The sequence below is a fragment of the Kutzneria kofuensis genome, from assembly GCF_014203355.1.
GTDB lineage: Bacteria > Actinomycetota > Actinomycetes > Mycobacteriales > Pseudonocardiaceae > Kutzneria > Kutzneria kofuensis.
The window spans coordinates 4,789,057-4,807,167 of sequence record NZ_JACHIR010000001.1 but is presented as its reverse complement, the minus strand read 5'-3'; the positions used below and the strand labels follow the sequence as shown (position 1 = coordinate 4,807,167).

Genomic DNA, 18,111 nt, shown 5'->3' with positions numbered 1-18,111 from the left:
CTCGCGTATATACCGCGCAGGTCAGAGGCTGCGAATGTGGCGGATGGCGTCGGGGATGGCGGCCTGGAGGTACGAGGCGGGGGCGGGGGCGCCGTCGGCGGCGAGGTCGGCGGCGAGTTCGTGCGCGTAGGCGGCGCAGCCGGCGGCGAGCCAGGGATCGAGGCCGGCGGCGAGCAGGGAGCCGATGAGGCCGGAGAGAACGTCGCCGGAGCCGGCGGTGGCGGGCCACGAGGACCGCGACTGGTTGACGAGGACCCGGCCGTCGGGGGCGGCGACGACGGTGGAGTGGCCCTTGAGCAGCACGATAGCGCTGAACCGGGCGGCGGCGCGGCGGGCGGCGGCGATGCGGTCGGGGCCGACATCGCCGGCGAGGCGGGCGAACTCACGGTCGTGAGGGGTGAGAACGACGGCGGTGTCGGGGTCGCGGGCGTCCCAGAGGGTGGGGTCGCCGGCGAGCAGGGTGATGGCGTCGGCGTCGGCGCACACGGGGACGTCGGCGGCGAGGACGTCGGCGAGGACCTGCCGCCCGGCCTGGCCGGTGCCGAGCCCGGGACCGACGACCCATGCCTGCACCCGCCCGGAATCGCCGACATGGCCGGTGGCGACGACCTCGGGCCACCGCGACCGCACGACATCGGCGGCGGTGCCGGCGTAGCGGACCATGCCGGACGTGGCGAGCACGGCGGCGCCGGTGGCGAGGACGGCCGCACCGGGGTAGGTGGCGGAGCCGGCGGCGATGCCGGTGACGCCCTGCGTGTACTTGTCGTCGGAAGGCCCGGGGATGGGCCACGCGTCGGCGACGTCCTCGGCGTCGAGCAGCACGGCGTACGGCTCGTCGAGGTCGTCGCCGATGCCGATGTCGACGACCCGGACCCGGCCGCAAGCCACCGCACCGGGACCGACGACGTGGCAAGGCTTTCGACCGCCGAACGTCACGGTGACGGCGGCCTCGACGTGCGGCCCGTCGACGGCGCCGGTGTCGGGGTCGACGCCGCTGGGCAGGTCGACGGCGACGATCGGAGCCGTCACGGACTCGACCAGAGCGGCCGCGTCGGGGCGCAGGGATCCCTTGGCGGACAAGCCGACGATGCCGTCGACGACGACGTCGGCGCCGGCCACGGAGTCGCCGACGCGACCGCCGGCCCGGCGGAACGCGGCCAGCCCGGCGGCGTGCGCACGCTCCGGCGCCAGCAGGACCGCCGTCACGGAAACCCCGCGCCGGCGGAGGAAAGCGCCGGCCCACAGGGCATCGCCGCCGTTGTTGCCGGCACCGACGAGCAGCCCGACGCGACGCCCGGAGGTGCCGCCGGTCCGCGCGGCCAGCAGCGCGAGCACCTCGTTCGCCACGGCGTACGCGGCGATCCGCATCAGCCGGCTTTCCGGCACCCTGGTGAAGACCCGCTGCTCAGCCGCCCGAACCTGGTCGGCAGTCCACACGCCCCGCATCAACAGCCTCGATCACTCGACGGTCACGGACTTCGCGAGGTTACGCGGCTTGTCCACGTCGTACCCGCGACTCCGCGCGATCTCGGCGGCCAGCACCTGCAGCGGCACGCTGGACACCAAGGGCTGCAACAGGGTCGGCACGGCCGGTACCTCGATCAGGTGGTCCGCGAACGGCTTCACCGTGTCGTCGCCCTCCTCGGCGATCACGATGGTGCGCGCGCCGCGGGCCTGGATCTCGCTGATGTTGGACAACAGCTTGCTGTGCAGCACGGCACGGCCCTTCGGCGACGGCATCACCACGACCACCGGCAGCTGGTCCTCGATCAGCGCGATCGGCCCGTGCTTGAGCTCGCCAGCGGCGAAGCCCTCGGCGTGCATGTACGCCAGCTCCTTCAGCTTCAGCGCGCCTTCGAGGGCGACGGGGAAGCCGACGTGCCGGCCGAGGAACAGCACCGCCTTGGAGTCGGACAGCTCACGGCCGAGCGCCCGGACCTGGTCGACGGTGCCCAGCGCGTGCTGCACGGCGGCGGGCATGGCCTCCAGCTCGCGGAACTCGCGCGCCACCTCGTCCGGGTACTTGGTGCCACGGGCCTGCGCCAGCGCGAGGCCGACGAGGTAGTTGGCGGCGATCTGGGCGAGGAACGTCTTCGTGGCGGCGACGCCGATCTCCGGGCCGGCGTGCGTGTAGAGCACGGCATCGGACTCACGCGGGATCTGGGCGCCGTTGGTGTTGCAGATGGCCAGCACGCGGGCCTTCTGCTCACGGGCGTGCCGCACGGCCTCCAGGGTGTCGGCGGTCTCGCCGGACTGCGAGATCGCCACCACCAGCGTGTCCCGGTCCAGCACCGGATCGCGGTAGCGGAACTCGCTGGCCAGCTCGCACTCCACGGGCAGCCGGGTCCAGTGCTCGATGGCGTACTTGGCGACCAGCCCGGAGTGGTACGCGGTGCCGCAGGCGACGACGAAGACCTTGTCCACGTCGCGCAGGTCCTGGTCGGCCAGCCGCTGCTCATCGAGCACGATGCGGCCGTCGGTGAAGTGCCCGCGCAGGGTGTTGGCCAGCGCCTCCGGCTGCTCCTCGATCTCCTTGAGCATGAAGTAGTCGTGGCCGCCCTTCTCGGCGGCGGACAGGTCCCAGTTCACCTGGAACGGCTTGGCCTGCACCGGCTCCCCGTGGAAGTCGGTTACGTCGTAGCCGTCCTTGGTGATCACGACGACCTGGTCCTGGCCCAGCTCGACGGCGTTGCGCGTGTGCTCGATGAACGCGGCGACGTCGGAGGCGAGGAACGTCTCGCCCTCGCCGACGCCGACCACCAGCGGCGAGGACCGCCGGGCGGCGACGACCTTGTCCGGCTCGTCGGCGTGCGTGACGACCAGCGTGAACGCGCCCTCCAGGCGCCGGCACACGGTCCGCACGGCCGCGGCGAGGTCGCCGTCGTAGATCCGGGCGATCAGGTGGGCCGCGGTCTCGCTGTCGGTGTCGCTGGCCAGCTCGACGCCGTCGGCCTCCAGTTCGGCCCGCAGCTGCGCGAAGTTCTCGATGATCCCGTTGTGCACCACGGCGATCCGGCCGCTGGTGTCCCGGTGCGGGTGCGAGTTGCGGTCGATCGGCGCGCCGTGCGTCGCCCACCGCGTGTGGCCCATTCCGGTGCCGCCGGTCAGGGTGTCCCTGCCGACCTCGTCGAGCCGCGCCTCCAGGTTGGCCAGCCGGCCCGCCTTGCGCTCGACGGCCAGGCCGCCGTCGCCGTCGAGAACGGCGACGCCCGCCGAGTCGTATCCCCGGTACTCCAACCGGCGCAATCCGTCCAGGACCACGTCCAGCGCCGGGCGATGACCGGTGTAACCCACGATTCCGCACACGACGGTACAGGGTAGCTAGACCACCATCCGGTTGCGACCAGCCGGGTTGGTTCCCGTCACACCTGGTCAGGGGCATGATCGGAATTGATTTGGTGTAGACCACTGCCGATCAATAGATGCGAGGCCGCCGCCGGTGCCTGGACCGCAGCCGGTTTTCGATCGAGTCTTTCCATCGATCGAAAACCGGCAAGGGAAGGCACCGGCCTCGTGGGCGGCCGAGCCGCGCGCGGAACGCGCGCCAAAGACGCGGTACGGTCCGGGTATGGCGCGACGCAAGCCGTTGACCGCGAAGCAGGCGCTCACCGAGCTCAGCCGGCCCGGTCCGCACGGCGTGCGGCGCGGCGACCTGGCCCTGGTCGGGCTGCCCGGCACGCTGTTCACCCCGCACGCCGGCCACGGCCTGCCGGCGGTCGCCTTCGGGCACGGCTGGCTGCAGCCGCCGCGGCGCTACCTCGGCCTGTTCCGGCACCTGGCGTCGTGGGGCGTTGTCGTCGCGGCGCCGGCCACCCATCGCGGCCCGCTGGCGTCGGCCCGACTGTTCGCCGCCGACCTGCGCACCGCACTGGACGTGGTGGCCGGGGTACGGCTGGGCGACGGCGTCGTCGGCGTGGACAAGGGCAAGCTCGCCGTCGGCGGGCACGGAGCCGGCGCCGGCGCGGCGGTGCTCGCGGCGGCCGAGGACGAGCGGGTCCGCGGCGTTTTCACCGTCGCCGCCTCGGAAACGCGGCCGTCCGCGGTGGACGCGGCCCGCCTGTGCCCGATGCCGGCCGTGCACCTGGCCGCCGAGGAGGACCTGGTCTCGCCGCCGGTCGGGCACGCCGAGGCGATCGCCCAGAGCTGGGGCGGGCCGGTGCAGATGCGCACCATCGCCGGTGCCAACCACCTCGGCTTCGCCGAGGGCCGGCACTGGAGCGAACTGCTGCTCAGCGGCCGAGGCGAGGCCAGGACACAGACCGTCGCCAAGGCGGTGATCACCGCGTTCTTGTTGCGGCAGTTGAACGGCGACCACACGTACGACTCGCTGTTGTACGGAGACGTGAAGCGAGCACCCGTCACTTACCAGCGTGCGGGCCGTCCGGCGACGGCCCGCACGGCGGGCTGATCACTGCATCCAGCTCTGGTTCGAATAGTCGTCGTCATCGTCGTCGTAGACGGGACGCGCCGCACGCCGCGGCGTGGGACGCGGCGGCGGGGTGACCTCCGGCATCTGGAACGACGGGGCGGCGGGCGGGTTGTACTCGTCCTCGCTGTCGAAGAACGTGTACTTCTCCTCCCGGACCTCCTGCACCGGCCGCGCGACGGGCCGCCCGCTCTCGGCGGCGTCCCGCTTCGCCTTCGCCTCGGCCAACGCCTTCTGCGTGGCCTCCTTGTTCTCCTTGACGGCGTCCGCGAACTTCTTCTCGGTCGCCGCGCGCTGCCGCTGGACGTCGTCCTGGAGCCGCCGCATCTCCGCGACCGCGGTATCCGCGGCGACGGCCGCCTGATAGCTCACTGGCGCTGGCTCCCCTCGTCCTCACCGAGCACACCGTTCATCCGGCCCACCGAGGCCGCGCCGGCGTCGTCGAAGACGGCGCTGGGCGTCCGCCACGACGCGTTGGTGCTGCGCTCCTGGTCCTCGGCGCCGGCGTGACCGCCGCCACCCATGGCGCCCATCATCGGCATGCCGCCCATCGGCGAGCCGCCCTGCGCTGACGCACCCGCGTGCGCGCCGCCGACCTGGGCCAGGCCCGCCTCGCCGGGCGCGCTGGCCTGGTCGGTCGGGGTCTGCCCGCCCATACCCGGGGCCGCGGCGCTGTGCGCGGTGTCCCAGGCGCTGCTGTGGTGCATGCCGCCCTGGTCGCCGACCATGCCGTGGCCGGTGTCGCCGCCCAGGGTCCACGCCGACGTGCCGCCGGTGTCGACGGACGCACCGGACGTGAACGACGCGGCGGCGACGGTGGTGGCCGCCGGGGCGTCGAACAGGCTTCCGGAGAAGCTGCCCTGGTCGTGCTGGCCGGACGGGGCGAAGTCGAAGCCCGGGTCGGCCGCGGCCGGCGCGGTCCACGCCGCCGGCTCCGGCATCGGCGGCGGCACGTCGTCCGGCAGGGCGTGCGCCGGGCCGGTGGACACCGGGGTCTCGCCCGGCATCGTCCAGCCCGAGGTCTCGGTGCCGGTGGTGTCGCCACCCAGCGGGCTCGCGTCGTGGGCGAGCGGCTGGCCGGTGTCGGCCGCCAGCGGCTCGTCGATCGCGTGCGCGCCGGTGGCGGTCCCGATGGGCTGGCCCGGGGTCGGCTGCGTGCCGACGCCGGCGTGGCCGGAGCCGCCGAACTCCGAGCCGACCCCGGGCTGGCCCGGCTCCGCGCCGGCGGGGTGCGTGCCGGCCGGCGACGCCGTCGGACCGGCGGCGTCGTTGTAGTCGATGGTGTACGTGTGCGGCGGCTTGCCGCTGCCGTCGTCGATGGAAACCTGCACCTCGCCGGGAACCTTGCCCTGCTGCGCGGTGATCGTCAGGTCGCCGTCGTGGATGACGGCCTTGCCGTCCGGGCCGGCCGGCGTCGGGATGGAGCCGTCCGGGTTGGCGCCCGGCTGGCCGGGCTGACCGGGAACGCCGCCGCCGGGCTGGCCGGGCATCTGGCCAACGCCGGTCTGGCCCGGCACCCCGCCCTGTCCCGGCTGGCCGGGCACGCCGCCCTGCCCGCCGGTCTGCCCGGGGACGCCGGTCTGGCCGTGCTGACCGGCGAGGCCGGCCACGGCCGGGTTGTTGGCGACCTTGCTGAAGTCGACGTCGTAGGTCTTCGGCGGCTTGCCGTCGCCGTCGTCCACCTTGATCTTGACGTGGCCCTGCCCGTCCGGGCTGTCCACCTCGATCGTGTTGGCGCCGTCCTGGATCTTCACCGACTCGGCGGACTGCGGTGCGGTCGGGTGCGGCACCTGAGGAACGCTCGGCTGCGGAGGGGTCTGGGGCGGGGGCTGGGTCGGCATGCCGCCACCGCCACCCGTGCCGCCGCCCGTTCCGCCACCGGTGCCGCCGCCCGTGCCACCACCGGTTCCGCCACCCGTGCCGCCGCCGGTGCCCTTGCCGTTCCCGCCGGTCTTGCCGTTGCCGCCGGTCTTCTGCTCCGGCTTGCCCTCCGGCACCTGGGACAGCCCGGAGAACGGACTCTGGTTGATCGACTCGGCGGTCGAGATCAGGTTCTGGAAGGCCTGCTTGATGCCGCTGTCCGCGGTCTTCGAGCCCTGCTGCAGCAGCTGCAGGTTCTGCTCGAACGGGTCCTTGAAGCCGGCGTCGAGCACCTTCTGCACCAGGCCGGCGATGAACTTCAGGAACTGGTCCTCGGCCCAGCCCAGGCACCACAGCACGGCCTCGGCGATGGTGGAGCACACGTACATCGCGGCGTCCATCAGCGAGCCGCCCGGGAAGTCGAAGCCGATCATGTCGGCCAGACCGTCCTTGAGCTTGTTGACCAGGTCGTCCAGACCCGTTTCGAGCTTGTAGATGGCGATCAGCTCGGCGATCGTGACGATGTCGAACTGGATCTTGCCGAAGTCGATCTGGTCCAGCGTCTGACCGTAGGCGTCGACGATCTTCTGGGCCGCCGCGGTGCTCGACGTGATGGCCTGGCTCAGCTTGTCCAGGTCGCTGTCGATCGTCTGCGCCTTGCTGCCGAACTGCTGGATGTAGGAGCCGAACGCGTTGGCCGCGTCGCCCTGCCACGAGCTGCCGACGACCCCGCTGACCTTGCCGTTCATCTCGTCGCGGGTGTCGGCGAAGTCGGAGGCGACCTGCGCGAGGTCGTCCGCGGCCTGCGCCAGCTTGCCGTAGTCGATGCCGCGGGGCTGGTCGAACGGCTTGACGATGTCGTTGTCGAAGCTGAGGTTCTTGCCGGTGTAGAGGTTGTAGAGGTCGATGTACGGCTTGAAGCCGTCCCGCTTGTCGGCGTGGTCGTCGCAGACGTCGTCGGAGCGGCCGCTCAGGTCGCCGCCGTCGCCGCCCGGGTCCCCACCGCTGCCGTCGCTGGTCTCGCCGGAGCCGCCGTCCCCACCGTCGCCTCCGTCACCGCCATCTCCTCCGTCGCCGCCGTCTCCCCCATCGCCGCCGTCGCCCCCGTTGCCGCCGCGACCACCCCGGCCGTCCTGGCCGTCCTCACCGTCCTGGCCGTCCTGCCCGTCGCGACCGTTGCGGCGGCGGTCGTCCTTCTTCCCGTCGCCGTCGTCGTCCTTCTTCCCGTCGCCGTCATCCTTGGGATGCGTGCTGCCGGTGTTCTGGTCGTCGTCGTCCTTCTTGCGCTTGGTGGTGCTGGTGGTGCCGCCGTCGTTGTCGTCCTTGTGATGGGTCGGCGACGAGCTCTCGTGATGGGAGTGCTTGTGTGCTTTGGCCATCAGGCGTTACCCCCCGCGGACGAGATCGACGACGCATTCGAGGAATCAGTGTCGGCGTAGTTCTTCGCGGTCGCGTTCAATCCGGCGCAGATGTCCTCCGCGTGCGAACCGAAGTCCTTCATGTTGGCGCTCAAGGTCTGCACGGCCTTCGCCGCCGCGTCACCGGCCTGCGGGCACGACTTGCCCGTGATGTCGCCCGTGACGTGCACCGAGTCCAGCGTGTTGCGATATCCGACCGCGGTCGTCTCATCGAGATCTCGGAAGTACGAACCGAGAGTCGTGATCGCCTGGCCGTCGGCCTTGACGCTGCCCGACATGATCTTTGTCCTCCCCTGGCCCCCTGCTGTGGATGACTACTCGGACTCCGCGGGGCGCGTTTCGGTTCCACCCCGCGGTCCATGCCGATGCGTCGCACACTATTACAGAAACCGGACAGGGCAGGTCGCTATCACCGAACTGGTGACGAGGCCTCAGCGGACCGCCGAGACCACCTCGGCGAGCCGGGTCGCGGCCCCGTGCGCCTCGTCGTGGCTGGGGGCCTCGACCATCACCCGGACCAGCTGCTCGGTGCCGGACGGCCGGAGCAGCACGCGGCCGGTCTCGCCCAGCTCGGCGGTCACCTCGGCGACGGCCTTGCTGACGCTCTCGGCGGCCGCGACGGCGGCCTTGTCCGCCACCTTCACGTTGATCAGCACCTGCGGCAGCCGGCGCATCACGCCGGCCAACTCGTTCAGCGGCTTGCCGGTGCCGGCCACCCTGGCCATCAGCCGCAGCGCCGTGAGCAGGCCGTCGCCGGTGGTGGCGTGCGAGGGCAGGATCACGTGGCCGGACTGCTCGCCACCGAGCGAGTAGCCGCCGGCCCGCAGCTCCTCCACCACGTAGCGGTCGCCGACCGCGGTGGTGAGCAGCCGCACGCCGTTCTCCTTCATGGCCAGGTGCAGGCCGAGGTTGCTCATCACGGTCGCGACCAGCGTGTCGTCCTTGAGCTCGCCGGTGTCCTTGAGGGCCAGCGCGAGCACCGCCATGATCTGGTCGCCGTCCACCTCGGCCCCGGTGCCGTCCACCGCGAGGCAGCGGTCCGCGTCGCCGTCGTGCGCGATGCCCAGGTCGGCGCCGTGCTCGACGACCGCCGCCTGCAGCACGTCCAGGTGGGTGGAGCCGACGCCGTCGTTGATGTTCAGGCCGTTCGGGTCGGCGTTGATGGCGATCACCTCGGCGCCGGCCCGGCGGTAGGCCTGCGGCGCGGTGGTGGAGGCGGCGCCGTTCGCGCAGTCCACCACGATGCGCAGGCCGTGCAGGTCGTGCGGGGTGGACAGCAGCAGGTGGTCGATGTACCGGCTGGCCGCGTCCGGCACGTCGCTGACCCGGCCGACGCCGGCGCCGGTGGGCCGGCCCGCGGTCTCGCCGAGCCGGGACTCGATCTCGTCCTCCAGCTCGTCGGACAGCTTCACGCCGCCCTTGGCGAAGAACTTGATGCCGTTGTCGGGCATCGGGTTGTGCGAGGCGGAGATCATCACGCCCAGGTCCGCGCCCAGGTCGGCGACCAGGAAGGCCACCGCCGGGGTGGGCAGCACGCCCAGCCGCAGCACGTCCGCGCCGGCCGCCGTGAGGCCGGCGGTCACCGCCGCCTCCAGCATCTCGCCGCTGGCCCTCGGGTCCCGCCCCACCACCGCGACCGGTCGGTGCGTGGTGTCGTGCTCGGCCAGCACCCGGGCCGCGGCCGCGGCCAGCGAGAGCGCCAGCTCCGGGGTCAGGTCGGCGTTGGCCATACCGCGGACGCCGTCGGTGCCGAACAGACGGGACATGGACGCTGCTACCTCCGGGGCGGGGAACGTCGGGGCGGCCAGACTACGGCTAGGTCGTGCGAGCGCCTTCGGGGGTTGCTCGCCGAAATGACCAGAACACGCCAAAGGCGGCGCAACCTGCGAAAACCGCAGACCGCGCCGCCTTTGAGCGAAATCAGCGCTTCGAGTACTGAGGCGCCTTGCGGGCCTTCTTCAGGCCGTACTTCTTCCGCTCCTTGGCCCGCGGGTCACGGGTCAGGAAGCCGGCCTTCTTCAGCGCCGGGCGGTCCTCGGACTCGAACTCGATGAGCGCACGGGCGATCGCCAGCCGCAGCGCGCCGGCCTGGCCGGAGATGCCGCCGCCGACGAGGTTGCCGATGACGTCGAACATCTCGGTGCGCTCGACGGTCACCAGCGGCTCCTTGATGAGCTGCTGGTGCACCTTGTTCGGGAAGTACTGCTCCAGGCTCTTGCCGTTCAGCGTGAACTTGCCGGTGCCCGGCACCAGTCGCACGCGAACGATGGCCTCCTTGCGGCGGCCGACGGTCTGGATCAGGCGGTTGGGCAGCGCGACCGGGGCGGGCGCCGGAGCGGCCTCGGTCTCGGTGTCGGCCTCGACGGCCGCGTCGAACTCGGCGACGGCGTCGGCGGTCTCGACAGCCTCGGTGGTCTCGGCAGCCTCAGCGGCGACGGCCTCGTCGGCGAGCTGCTCGGGCTCGTGGTCAGGAGTGGTCACTGAAACTTCCTCGGTCACTGGGCGATCTTGGTGATCTCGAACGGCTGCGGCTGCTGCGCCGCGTGCGGGTGCGCCGGGCCGGCGTACACCTTGAGCTTGCTGGCCATGGCCCGACCGAGCCGGGTGTGCGGCAGCATGCCCTTGATCGCCCGCTCCACGAGGCGCTCCGGCTGCTTCTCCAGCATCTCGCCGAAGGAGCGCTTGCTCAGGCCGCCCGGGTGACCGCTGTGGCGGTACACGAACGCCTGGTCCCGCTTGTTGCCGGTGAGCGCCACCTTCTCGGCGTTCACGATGACGACGAAGTCACCGGTGTCGACATGCGGGGCGTAGGTGGGCTTGTGCTTGCCACGCAGCAGCGTCGCGGCCTGGGTGGCGAGCCGGCCGAGCACCACGTCCTGGGCGTCGATGACGTGCCAGGCGCGGTTCACCTCGCCGGCCTTCGGGCTGTACGTGCGCACGGATCTACCTCGTCGTCACTCACTCTGTAGCGCGACCCTGCGTAGGTCGACGCTCGTGTCATGGGGTGTCGTTGCGGCGGGGCGCGCCAGCGTGGTCACGAACTGCTGGAGCACGCGCGGCAGCAAGCCTCGCGCCGCATTACCGCACAACAAAGAAAGAAGATACCCGGCCGCACCCGTGAGGGTCAAAACGGGTGGTCGGAACACATACGTGGACCCCAGGACGGGAGGTCCCGGGGTCCACGGGCACCGCGAACGGGCGTGATGAAAGTCTCAGCCCCAGAGCTTCTTGGCCGAACCCTCGGCGCTCTCGTAGCCCTCGCCCGCCTGACGGACGGCGACGCCGATGGCCTGAAGGGTCTCCTGGAAGTCCTTGGCGGCCGCGTCCCAGGCCCGCTGCGCATTCTGGTACGCCTCGGCCGCCTCACCGGTCCAGTCCGCGACGATCGGGGCGATCTTGCCCTTCAGCGTCTCGAGGTGGCTGCCGACGGTGTTCGCCGCGTTGGTGACGTCCGACGCCGCCTGCTGGATCTCGGCGAAAGTGACCTTGATTTCGCTGCTCACAGTTTTCTCCCCTGAATGAAGTCTGACGTGCCGCTAATGCAGAAGGTGCGTTTCGGCTGCGACCGAAACGAGAAACCGAGGTCAGCCACCCAGCCGGCTGGAGATGCTGCTGATGCCGTGCGAGGCTTCCTCTTCCTGCTGCGCGTAGGTGCCGGAAGCGGTCTTCATCGCGGTGGCGATGTCGTTCAGGGCCTGGTTCAGCTTCTTGGCGTCCTCCATCAGACGCTCCTGGAGCTGCTGGAACGCCGCCGAGGCCTGGCCCTTCCAGCTGGACTGCAGCGGAGTGAGGTCGCCGTTGAGCTTGTTGACCGTCGCGTTGATCTCCTGCTCGACGTTCTCGATGTCCTTGGCGCAGCTCGCCATCTCGGCGAAGTTGGTCCCGAAGCCAGCCATTGGGACGTGCCCCCTTCAATCTGGGTCAAGTACTGCGTGCTTGGTTCGTACGGTTACTGCGACGACGACAGTGCCATGGTCGGTTCCACCCCGTCGCGACTTCTTCGCAAACAGTTGCTCTAGTAAACGCGCCCGGGTGGAACTAGCCCCGGAACATGATTCCCTCCTGCGAAAAGTCCTCGTCATCGTCACTCGGACGGGGGCGGCGCACCCCCGGCGCGGGTGGCTTCGGGGCACTGGGAGTAGTCGACCCGATCGGGGCGAGCAGCTCCGTTCCCTCCGGCAGCCGGTCCACCGGCAGCCCCTCGTCGGAACGGAACGAGGTCGCCGCCCGGCGCAGCCCCGGCGACGTCAGGTCGGAGGGCTGCGGGCGCTCCTGACGGGCGCGCACCTTGGTCACCAGCTCCCGGGTCTGCCCACGGGTGGCGGCGCTGCGCGCCCGGGCCTCGCCGGCGGCCCGGCTGCCCCGCGCGACGGCGGCGTCCACCTCGGACCGGAACTGGCTCATCGCGTCGCCGATCGACACGGGCGTCTCCCTCCTCAGGCCTCGACCGCCAACGTGCTCACGACCTGCTGGCACGCGGCCAGCACGGCGTCCCTGTCGCCGGCCGGGTACTGGCAACCGACGCTGACCTGCGCCTTGCCCTTGAGCACCACGTACCAGTCGACGGCGGCCCCGTCGAGCTGCTGGCGGTAGTAGAGGACATCCTTGCCGCCGAAGCTGGTGCTGTCCGAGAAACCGGAGAACGCGGAGCCGGCCTTCTCCACGGCCGACCGGACCTGGCTGATGGCCAGGTCGCGCTGGACGGTGGCGTCGTAGTTCAGCGCCCGCTCCTGCACGGCGATCAGGTCCTGGCCGCTGCCGCCGTCCGGCTTGAGCAGCACCTCACGGCTGGACGCGTCGCCGCCGGTCTGGCTCCAGCCCGGCGGCGCGGTGAAGCGGTAGTCGTACTGCGCCACCGGCTTGCCGTCCGGACCGCTGGTGACCAGCCGGAACACCGTCACTCCGGCGGCGATCACCAGCACCACTGAGCCGACCACGATCCACGGCAGCCACTTGTTGCGGGTCTTCACGGCCACCGGCGCGGAGGGCACCGGCACCTGCGGGAAGTTCGCCGGCACGGGATGCGTGACGTCGGCGGCGGCACCGGCCGGCATCGGCCCCGCGCCACCCACCGGCACCGCCGGATAGCCGGGGCTCGGCGTCTCCAGCGGCTGCTGCATCGGGCTCGGCGGCCGCACCCCGGGGAACGCCCCGGTCCGATGTGGATCGAGCGTGACGACCCGCAGCGCGCCCCGGGCGACGATCGTCTCCGGCTGGTCCAAAGTGGTCGGCATGATGCCGGTGCGCTCGTGCACCAGCCGTGCGACCAGCGGGATCCGGCTGGACCCGCCGACGAGGAACACGGTGCTCAGCTCGCCGGGGGTCAGCCGCGCGGCCTTCACGGTGTCCGCGACGAGGTCAGCCGCCCGGCCCAGCTGCGGGCCGATCAGCCGCTCCAGGTCGGCCCGCGTGACGTGGGCGTCCGGGAACGGCGGTGGCATCGGCACGTCGGTGTAGGCGTGCCGGGACAGCGTCTCCTTGGCACCGCGGACGTCCTGCCGAAGCACCCGGCGACGCCGACGGTCGGCCATCTCCCGGCCCTCCACCAGCGCCTGCCACGCCTGCGGGTCCTGCCCGGACACCAGCGTGCCGACGTGCTCCAGCAGCGCCTGGTCGATGTCCGCGCCGCCGAAGTTCGGCTCGCCCCGGGTGGCCAGCACCTCGAACGAGGCCCCGCGCCGACGCACCACGCTCGCGTCGACGGTGCCGCCGCCGAAGTCCAGCACCGCCAGCGCGCTGCCGTCGGGCATGGCGGTGGACGCCGAGTGGAACACCGCGGCGGCCACCGGCTCCGGCACCAGCGACACCTCCACGCCCAGCCCCTGCCCGGCCTGGCGCAGGATCCGGGTGCGGACCGCGCCCCAGTCGGCGGGATGGGTCAGCACCAGCAGGTCGATCCGCGCGCCGCCGACCAGCCGCCGCGCCTCGTTGGTGGCGCGGACCAGCACCGCCCGCACCACGTCCAGCACGTTCAGCACGGTGTCGCCGAGCAGCAGCTGCCCCTCGTCGATGCGGCGCTTCGGGTTCGGCTCGTACCGCGACGGGTCCACCGCCGCCTGCCGCTCCGCCTCCTGGCCGACGAACAGCGTGCCGCCGCGGTCGGCGAAGACCGCCGACGGCATCACCGGCGTGCCGCCCTCCAGGACGACCAGCTGCGGCTCCCTGCCGTCGACGGCCACCGCCACACACGTGCTCGACGTGCCGAAGTCGACCGCTACGTGGACCGTCAACTCACTCGCCCGGCAGCCACGCGGTCTGCATCAGCTGCTGGCCGAGCTTGCGGGTGACGATCACGCCCCGGCCCGGCGGCAGGATCGTCGGCTTGTACGTGCCGATCAGCACGCCCTCGTCCTTGCTGCAGCTCATCACCATGCCGGGCGCGGCGATCTCGCGCAGCTTGCCGATCACCGGGTCGAACAGCGCCCGGCTGGCGCCGCCGGAGCGGCGGGCCAGGATCATGTGCAGGCCGACGTCCTTGGCCTGCGGCAGGAACTCGGCCAGCGGCTGCAGCGGGTTGCCGCTCTGGGTCGCCACCAGGTCGTAGTCGTCGACCACGACGAACACCTCCGGCCCCTTCCACCAGGACCGGGCCTTGAGCTGCTCCTGCGTGACGTCCGGGCCGGGCAGCCGGCCCTTGAGCGAGTTCTTGACGTCGTTGATGGTGTCGCCGAGCTGGTTGGCCGACACCACGTAGCTGAGCAGGTGGTCGGTGTCGATGAAGCCGAGCATCGTCCGCCGGTAGTCGACCAGCAGGATGACCGCCTCGCTGGTGGTGTACCGGGTCATGATGCCCCGCACGATGGTGCGCAGCAGGTTCGTCTTGCCGGACTCGCCCTCGGCGAAGGCGTAGAAGTGCGAGTCGTTGTCGAAGTCGAGGAACACCGGCGCGAGGCCGTCCTCGTTGACGCCGATCGGCACCAGGTGCGGGTTGCGCTGCTGTTGCTGCGTCGGCAGCTGCTCGTACGGCAGCATCTCGGGCAGCAGCCGGACCTGCGGCGCGACCGGGCCGCGCCAGGCGGCCGTGATCTTGCCGATGGCGTCCTGCACGCCGGCGCCGACGTCGCCCACGTTGGACGAGGAGTCGATGCGCGGCAACGCGGTCAGGAAGTGCAGCCGGTCCGGGGTCAGGCCGCGACCCGGCCGGCCGACCGGCACGTTCACGGCGACCTTGCGGTCGAACTCGGACTCGCTGGGGTCTCCGAGGCGCAGCTCGAACCGGGTGCCCATGAGGTCCTTGACCGCGGGCCGGATCTCCGCCCACCGGTTGGCCGAGATGACCACGTGGATGCCGAAGGACAGACCCTGCGCCGCCAGGTTGAGGATGGACTGCTCCAGCGCCTCGAACTCCTGCCGGAAGTTCAGCCAGCCGTCGATGATCACGAAGACGTCGCCGTAGGGGTCGTCCTTCATCTCGCCGCGGCGCTTGCGGTTGCGGAACTCGACCATGCCGTCGATGCCGGCGGCGCGGAACCGCTGCTCCCGGTCGGCGATCAGGCCGGTCAGCTCGGCCACCATGCGGCGGGCCTTGTCCGGCTCCAGCCGGCTGGCCACGCCGCCGACGTGCGGCAGCGCCTCCAGCGGCGCGAGCGTGCCGCCGCCCAGGTCCAGGCAGTAGAACTGGACCTCCTCCGGCGTGTGCGTCACCGACATGGACATGATCAACGTCCGCAGCAGCATCGACTTGCCGGACTGCGGGCCGCCGACGACCGCGCCGTGACCGGCCGCGCCGGAGAAGTCGGCCCAGAACGGGTCGCGGCGCTGCTCGAACGGCTTGTCCACCAGGCCCAGCGGGATCTGCAGGTAACCCTGGTAGCCCTGCGGGAAGATGCCCCGGTCCGGCGTCGCGGCCAGCGGCGGCAGCAGCATGTCCAACGACTGCGGCTCGTTCAGCGGCGGCAGCCACACCTGGTGCGCCGGCGCGCCCTGGCCGTTGAGCCGGCCGACGATGACCTCGAGCACGCTGGGCTCGATCTTGTCCTCGTCCTTGGGCTTCTCCTTGACGACCTCGCGCGGCTTCTCCGGCTCCTTGGGGATCTCCACGAAGTCCGGCACGAAGAACTTGGGCCGGCGGTCGGCGCTGACGCCCACGGGGGTGGCCGGGCCGGCGATCATGCCGGCCGGCCGGTACGGGCCGGAGACGTAGGCGGCCTTGAACCGGGTCATCGGCTCGCCCTGCACCGCCAGGTAACCCGAACCCGGGATGGGCGGCAGCTCGTAGGCGTCCGGCACACCCAGCACCGCGCGGGACTCGGACGCGGAGAAGGTCTTCAGACCGATCCGGTAGGACAGGTAGGTGTCCAGGCCGCGCAGCTTGCCCTCCTCCAGCCGCTGCGAGGCGAGCAGCATGTGCATCTGCAGCGACCGGCCGACGCGGCCGATCTGGAGGAAGATGTCGATGAAGTCCGGCTTGGCCGTCAGCATCTCGGAGAACTCGTCGATGCAGATGAACAGGGCCGGCAGCGGGTCGAGGTCGGCGCCCTTCTCGCGGGCGCTCTCGTAGTCCCAGACGTTCTTGTAGTTGCCCTTGGCCAGGACCTCCTGGCGGCGGGCCACCTCGCCGGCGATCGCGTCCTTCATGCGGTCGACGAGGGTGAGGTCGCCGGACAGGTTGGTGATGACCGCGGCCACGTGCGGCGCGTCGTCCAGGCCGAGGAACGTCGCACCGCCCTTGAAGTCCACCAGGATCATGTTGAGCGCGGTGGACGAGTGGGTGGCCAGCAGGCCGAGCACCAGGGTGCGGAGGAACTCGGACTTACCGGAACCGGTGGCGCCGATGCACAGGCCGTGCGGCCCCATGCCGCCCTCGGCGGCCTCCTTGATGTCCAGCTCGACGGCCTGGCCGAACTCGCCGACGCCGAACGGGATCTTGTACCGGTCCGACTTCGGTCGCGGCCGCCACGCCTGCGCGATCTCGAACGTCATCGGGTCGCCCGGGATGCCGAGCAGCTCCAGGATCGGCGGGTTGGCGTTGAGCAGCGGCTGGTCCTCGGCGCCGGTGGCCTCCTGGCCGCCGATCCGGTACGGCGACAGCCGCCGGGCCAGTGCCTCGGCCTCGGGCACGCTGAGACCGTCGGGCTTGCCGAACCACTCCACGCCCGCGTTGCTGCGCGCGCCGAGCCGGTCCGGCTCGACGACGAGCCGCAGGCCGCGGCGGGCGGCCAGGTTGCCGAGCGAGTCGGACAGGTCGAGCAGGGTGACGCCGACCAGGCCCTCGTCGAGGATGATCTGCTCCTCGCGGGTCACCTCGCCGTCGTCGATGACGATCAGGATGTGCGGCTGGTCGGTCAGCGGCGGGGCGTTGCGCTGGAACCGCTGGCGGTCCTTGGTCTGCTCGTGCAGCCAGTCCTCGACCTGCTGCAGCGAGCCGGTCATCAGGCGCAGCTGGCCGATGCCGTCGACCTCGGTCGGGTGCTGGGCGTGCGGCAGCCACTTGCACCATTCCCACTCGGCCTTGGCGCGGCCGGCGCTGACCACCGCGACCAGCAGGTCCTCCGGCGAGTGGAAGGTGACCAGCTGACCGATCATGGCGCGGGCCAGGCCGCGGGTCAGCTCCCGCTCGCCCAGCAGGGAGATCGCGGCGAAGCCACGCATGGTGATCATGGTCGGCAGGTCGGGCACGATCGAGTGGGCGCGCACGAAGCGGCGCAGCGCCAGGGTGGCGATCGGCTCCAGCTCGTCGACCGGGCCGGTCTGCGGCGGCACCAGCCGGGTGGCCAGCCGCTGCGAGCCGCGGGCGATGCGCACGTGCCCGAAGTCGGGGTCGCTCTGCCGGCGTTCCCACATCCGTCGCGTGGTGGCCATCGACCACAGCGCCTGCGGGTCCGGGTGGTTCCACTCCAGGGCGGCCCGCTGGTCGTCGGCCGCCTCCCGGGCGCGCTCCCGCATCTGGCCGAGGTAGCGCAGGTAGTCCTTGCGGTCCTCGTTCATCTCGGCCTTGCGCTGGCCGCCACCGCGGCCGCCGCCCGCGCCGCCGGCCATCATGCCGACCGTGGAGATGAGGAAGAAGCCACCCATCATGATCGTCTGCGGGTTCTTGGCGCCGGGCGCCGCGAACATGTAGCCCATCATGCCGACCGAGGCGATGATCATGACGACCGGCAGCACCTTCATCACGATGTTGCCGGGGATGATCCGGGGCAGCTCCGGTGGCGGCTCCAGGTGCACCTCACCGCCGGGCGGCCGGGGCGCGGCTAGGCGCGGCGAACGCCGGAACTGGAGCGTGCTCACCGGGACACACCTCTTCGGGTCGGGGGTGGATCGAAACCCATTGGAACGTCTTCACCGGAACCGCCGTTCCCGGCCGTGCCGGTGCGGCCATACTAGGGGCGGCCACCGACGGCGCGCGGGCGGTTCGCGGAGTTCGGATGCGAAACGGCTGCACGCGGTGGTGGTGAGTCCACACGAGAC

14 protein-coding genes are annotated in these 18,111 nt (G+C 71.6%); 1 reads left to right on the top strand and 13 read right to left on the bottom strand.

The genetic code is table 11. From position 1 onward, the window contains the following. Nucleotides 1-21: 21 nt before the first annotated feature. Nucleotides 22-1,446 carry an NAD(P)H-hydrate dehydratase gene (locus BJ998_RS22385; protein ID WP_184864518.1) on the bottom strand — a complete coding sequence of 475 codons (1,425 nt, stop codon included), beginning with the start codon at nt 1,444-1,446 and terminating at the stop codon, nt 22-24. A gap of 12 nt (nt 1,447-1,458) precedes the next feature. Next, entirely contained in the window at nt 1,459-3,306 is a 1,848-nt protein-coding gene (gene glmS / locus BJ998_RS22380; protein WP_184864516.1) for a glutamine--fructose-6-phosphate transaminase (isomerizing), read from the bottom strand. A gap of 262 nt (nt 3,307-3,568) precedes the next feature. On the opposite strand from glmS, the gene BJ998_RS22375 reads away from it, so the two are divergent. Next, on the top strand, nt 3,569-4,408 hold the full coding sequence (locus BJ998_RS22375) for a dienelactone hydrolase family protein (protein ID WP_184864514.1): 840 nt from the start codon (nt 3,569-3,571) through the stop codon (nt 4,406-4,408). Here BJ998_RS22375 and BJ998_RS22370 read toward each other — a convergent pair whose 3' ends face one another. The 11 genes from BJ998_RS22370 to eccCa all read right to left on the bottom strand — a co-directional run bounded on the left by BJ998_RS22370 (nt 4,409) and on the right by eccCa (nt 17,931). Beyond that, a complete protein-coding gene (locus BJ998_RS22370) occupies nt 4,409-4,798 on the bottom strand; it encodes a hypothetical protein (RefSeq protein WP_184864512.1) in 390 nt (129 codons plus the stop codon). It lies immediately after the preceding gene. Further along, the gene (locus BJ998_RS22365) at nt 4,795-7,665 is read right to left on the bottom strand and encodes a WXG100 family type VII secretion target (protein ID WP_184864510.1); all 2,871 of its coding nucleotides are present in this window, start codon (nt 7,663-7,665) and stop codon (nt 4,795-4,797) included. Before BJ998_RS22365 ends, BJ998_RS22370 begins: the two co-directional genes overlap by 4 nt. Next, the gene (locus tag BJ998_RS22360) at nt 7,665-7,982 is read right to left on the bottom strand and encodes a type VII secretion target (RefSeq protein ID WP_184864507.1); all 318 of its coding nucleotides are present in this window, start codon (nt 7,980-7,982) and stop codon (nt 7,665-7,667) included. Before BJ998_RS22360 ends, BJ998_RS22365 begins: the two co-directional genes overlap by 1 nt. 153 nt (nt 7,983-8,135) lie before the next feature. After that, nucleotides 8,136-9,470, bottom strand: a complete 1,335-nt coding sequence (glmM, locus tag BJ998_RS22355) for a phosphoglucosamine mutase (RefSeq protein WP_184864506.1) — start codon at nt 9,468-9,470, stop codon at nt 8,136-8,138. 154 nt (nt 9,471-9,624) lie between these two features. Next, a complete protein-coding gene (gene rpsI / locus BJ998_RS22350) occupies nt 9,625-10,185 on the bottom strand; it encodes a 30S ribosomal protein S9 (protein ID WP_312890273.1) in 561 nt (186 codons plus the stop codon). Between the two features lie 14 nt (nt 10,186-10,199). Beyond that, a complete protein-coding gene (rplM, locus tag BJ998_RS22345; RefSeq protein WP_184864504.1) occupies nt 10,200-10,643 on the bottom strand; it encodes a 50S ribosomal protein L13 in 444 nt (147 codons plus the stop codon). Between the two features lie 273 nt (nt 10,644-10,916). After that, nucleotides 10,917-11,207 carry a WXG100 family type VII secretion target gene (locus tag BJ998_RS22340; protein WP_184864501.1) on the bottom strand — a complete coding sequence of 97 codons (291 nt, stop codon included), beginning with the start codon at nt 11,205-11,207 and terminating at the stop codon, nt 10,917-10,919. Nucleotides 11,208-11,288: 81 nt separating this feature from the next. Then, nucleotides 11,289-11,600 (bottom strand): WXG100 family type VII secretion target, encoded by a 312-nt coding sequence (locus tag BJ998_RS22335; protein WP_184864499.1) that lies wholly within the window; start codon nt 11,598-11,600, stop codon nt 11,289-11,291. Between the two features lie 142 nt (nt 11,601-11,742). Then, nucleotides 11,743-12,126 (bottom strand): hypothetical protein, encoded by a 384-nt coding sequence (locus tag BJ998_RS22330; RefSeq protein ID WP_184864497.1) that lies wholly within the window; start codon nt 12,124-12,126, stop codon nt 11,743-11,745. A 14-nt stretch (nt 12,127-12,140) separates the two neighbouring features. After that, the gene (locus BJ998_RS22325) at nt 12,141-13,934 is read right to left on the bottom strand and encodes a type VII secretion-associated protein (RefSeq protein ID WP_184864495.1); all 1,794 of its coding nucleotides are present in this window, start codon (nt 13,932-13,934) and stop codon (nt 12,141-12,143) included. A gap of 1 nt (nt 13,935) precedes the next feature. Continuing rightward, nucleotides 13,936-17,931, bottom strand: coding sequence for a type VII secretion protein EccCa (eccCa, locus tag BJ998_RS22320; protein ID WP_184864493.1), 3,996 nt, complete (start codon nt 17,929-17,931; stop codon nt 13,936-13,938). Between the last annotated feature and the right edge of the window lie 180 nt (nt 17,932-18,111).

What these genes read in the sequence shown, in the direction of transcription:
- BJ998_RS22335 (WP_184864499.1), bottom strand. Translation starts at nt 11,600, where the DNA reads ATGGCTGGCTTCGGGACCAACTTCGCCGAGATGGCGAGCTGCGCCAAG.
- BJ998_RS22360 (WP_184864507.1), bottom strand. Translation starts at nt 7,982, where the DNA reads ATGTCGGGCAGCGTCAAGGCCGACGGCCAGGCGATCACGACTCTCGGT.
- glmM (WP_184864506.1), bottom strand. Translation starts at nt 9,470, where the DNA reads ATGTCCCGTCTGTTCGGCACCGACGGCGTCCGCGGTATGGCCAACGCC.
- BJ998_RS22385 (WP_184864518.1), bottom strand. Translation starts at nt 1,446, where the DNA reads ATGCGGGGCGTGTGGACTGCCGACCAGGTTCGGGCGGCTGAGCAGCGG.
- BJ998_RS22365 (WP_184864510.1), bottom strand. Translation starts at nt 7,665, where the DNA reads ATGGCCAAAGCACACAAGCACTCCCATCACGAGAGCTCGTCGCCGACC.
- BJ998_RS22375 (WP_184864514.1), top strand. Translation starts at nt 3,569, where the DNA reads ATGGCGCGACGCAAGCCGTTGACCGCGAAGCAGGCGCTCACCGAGCTC.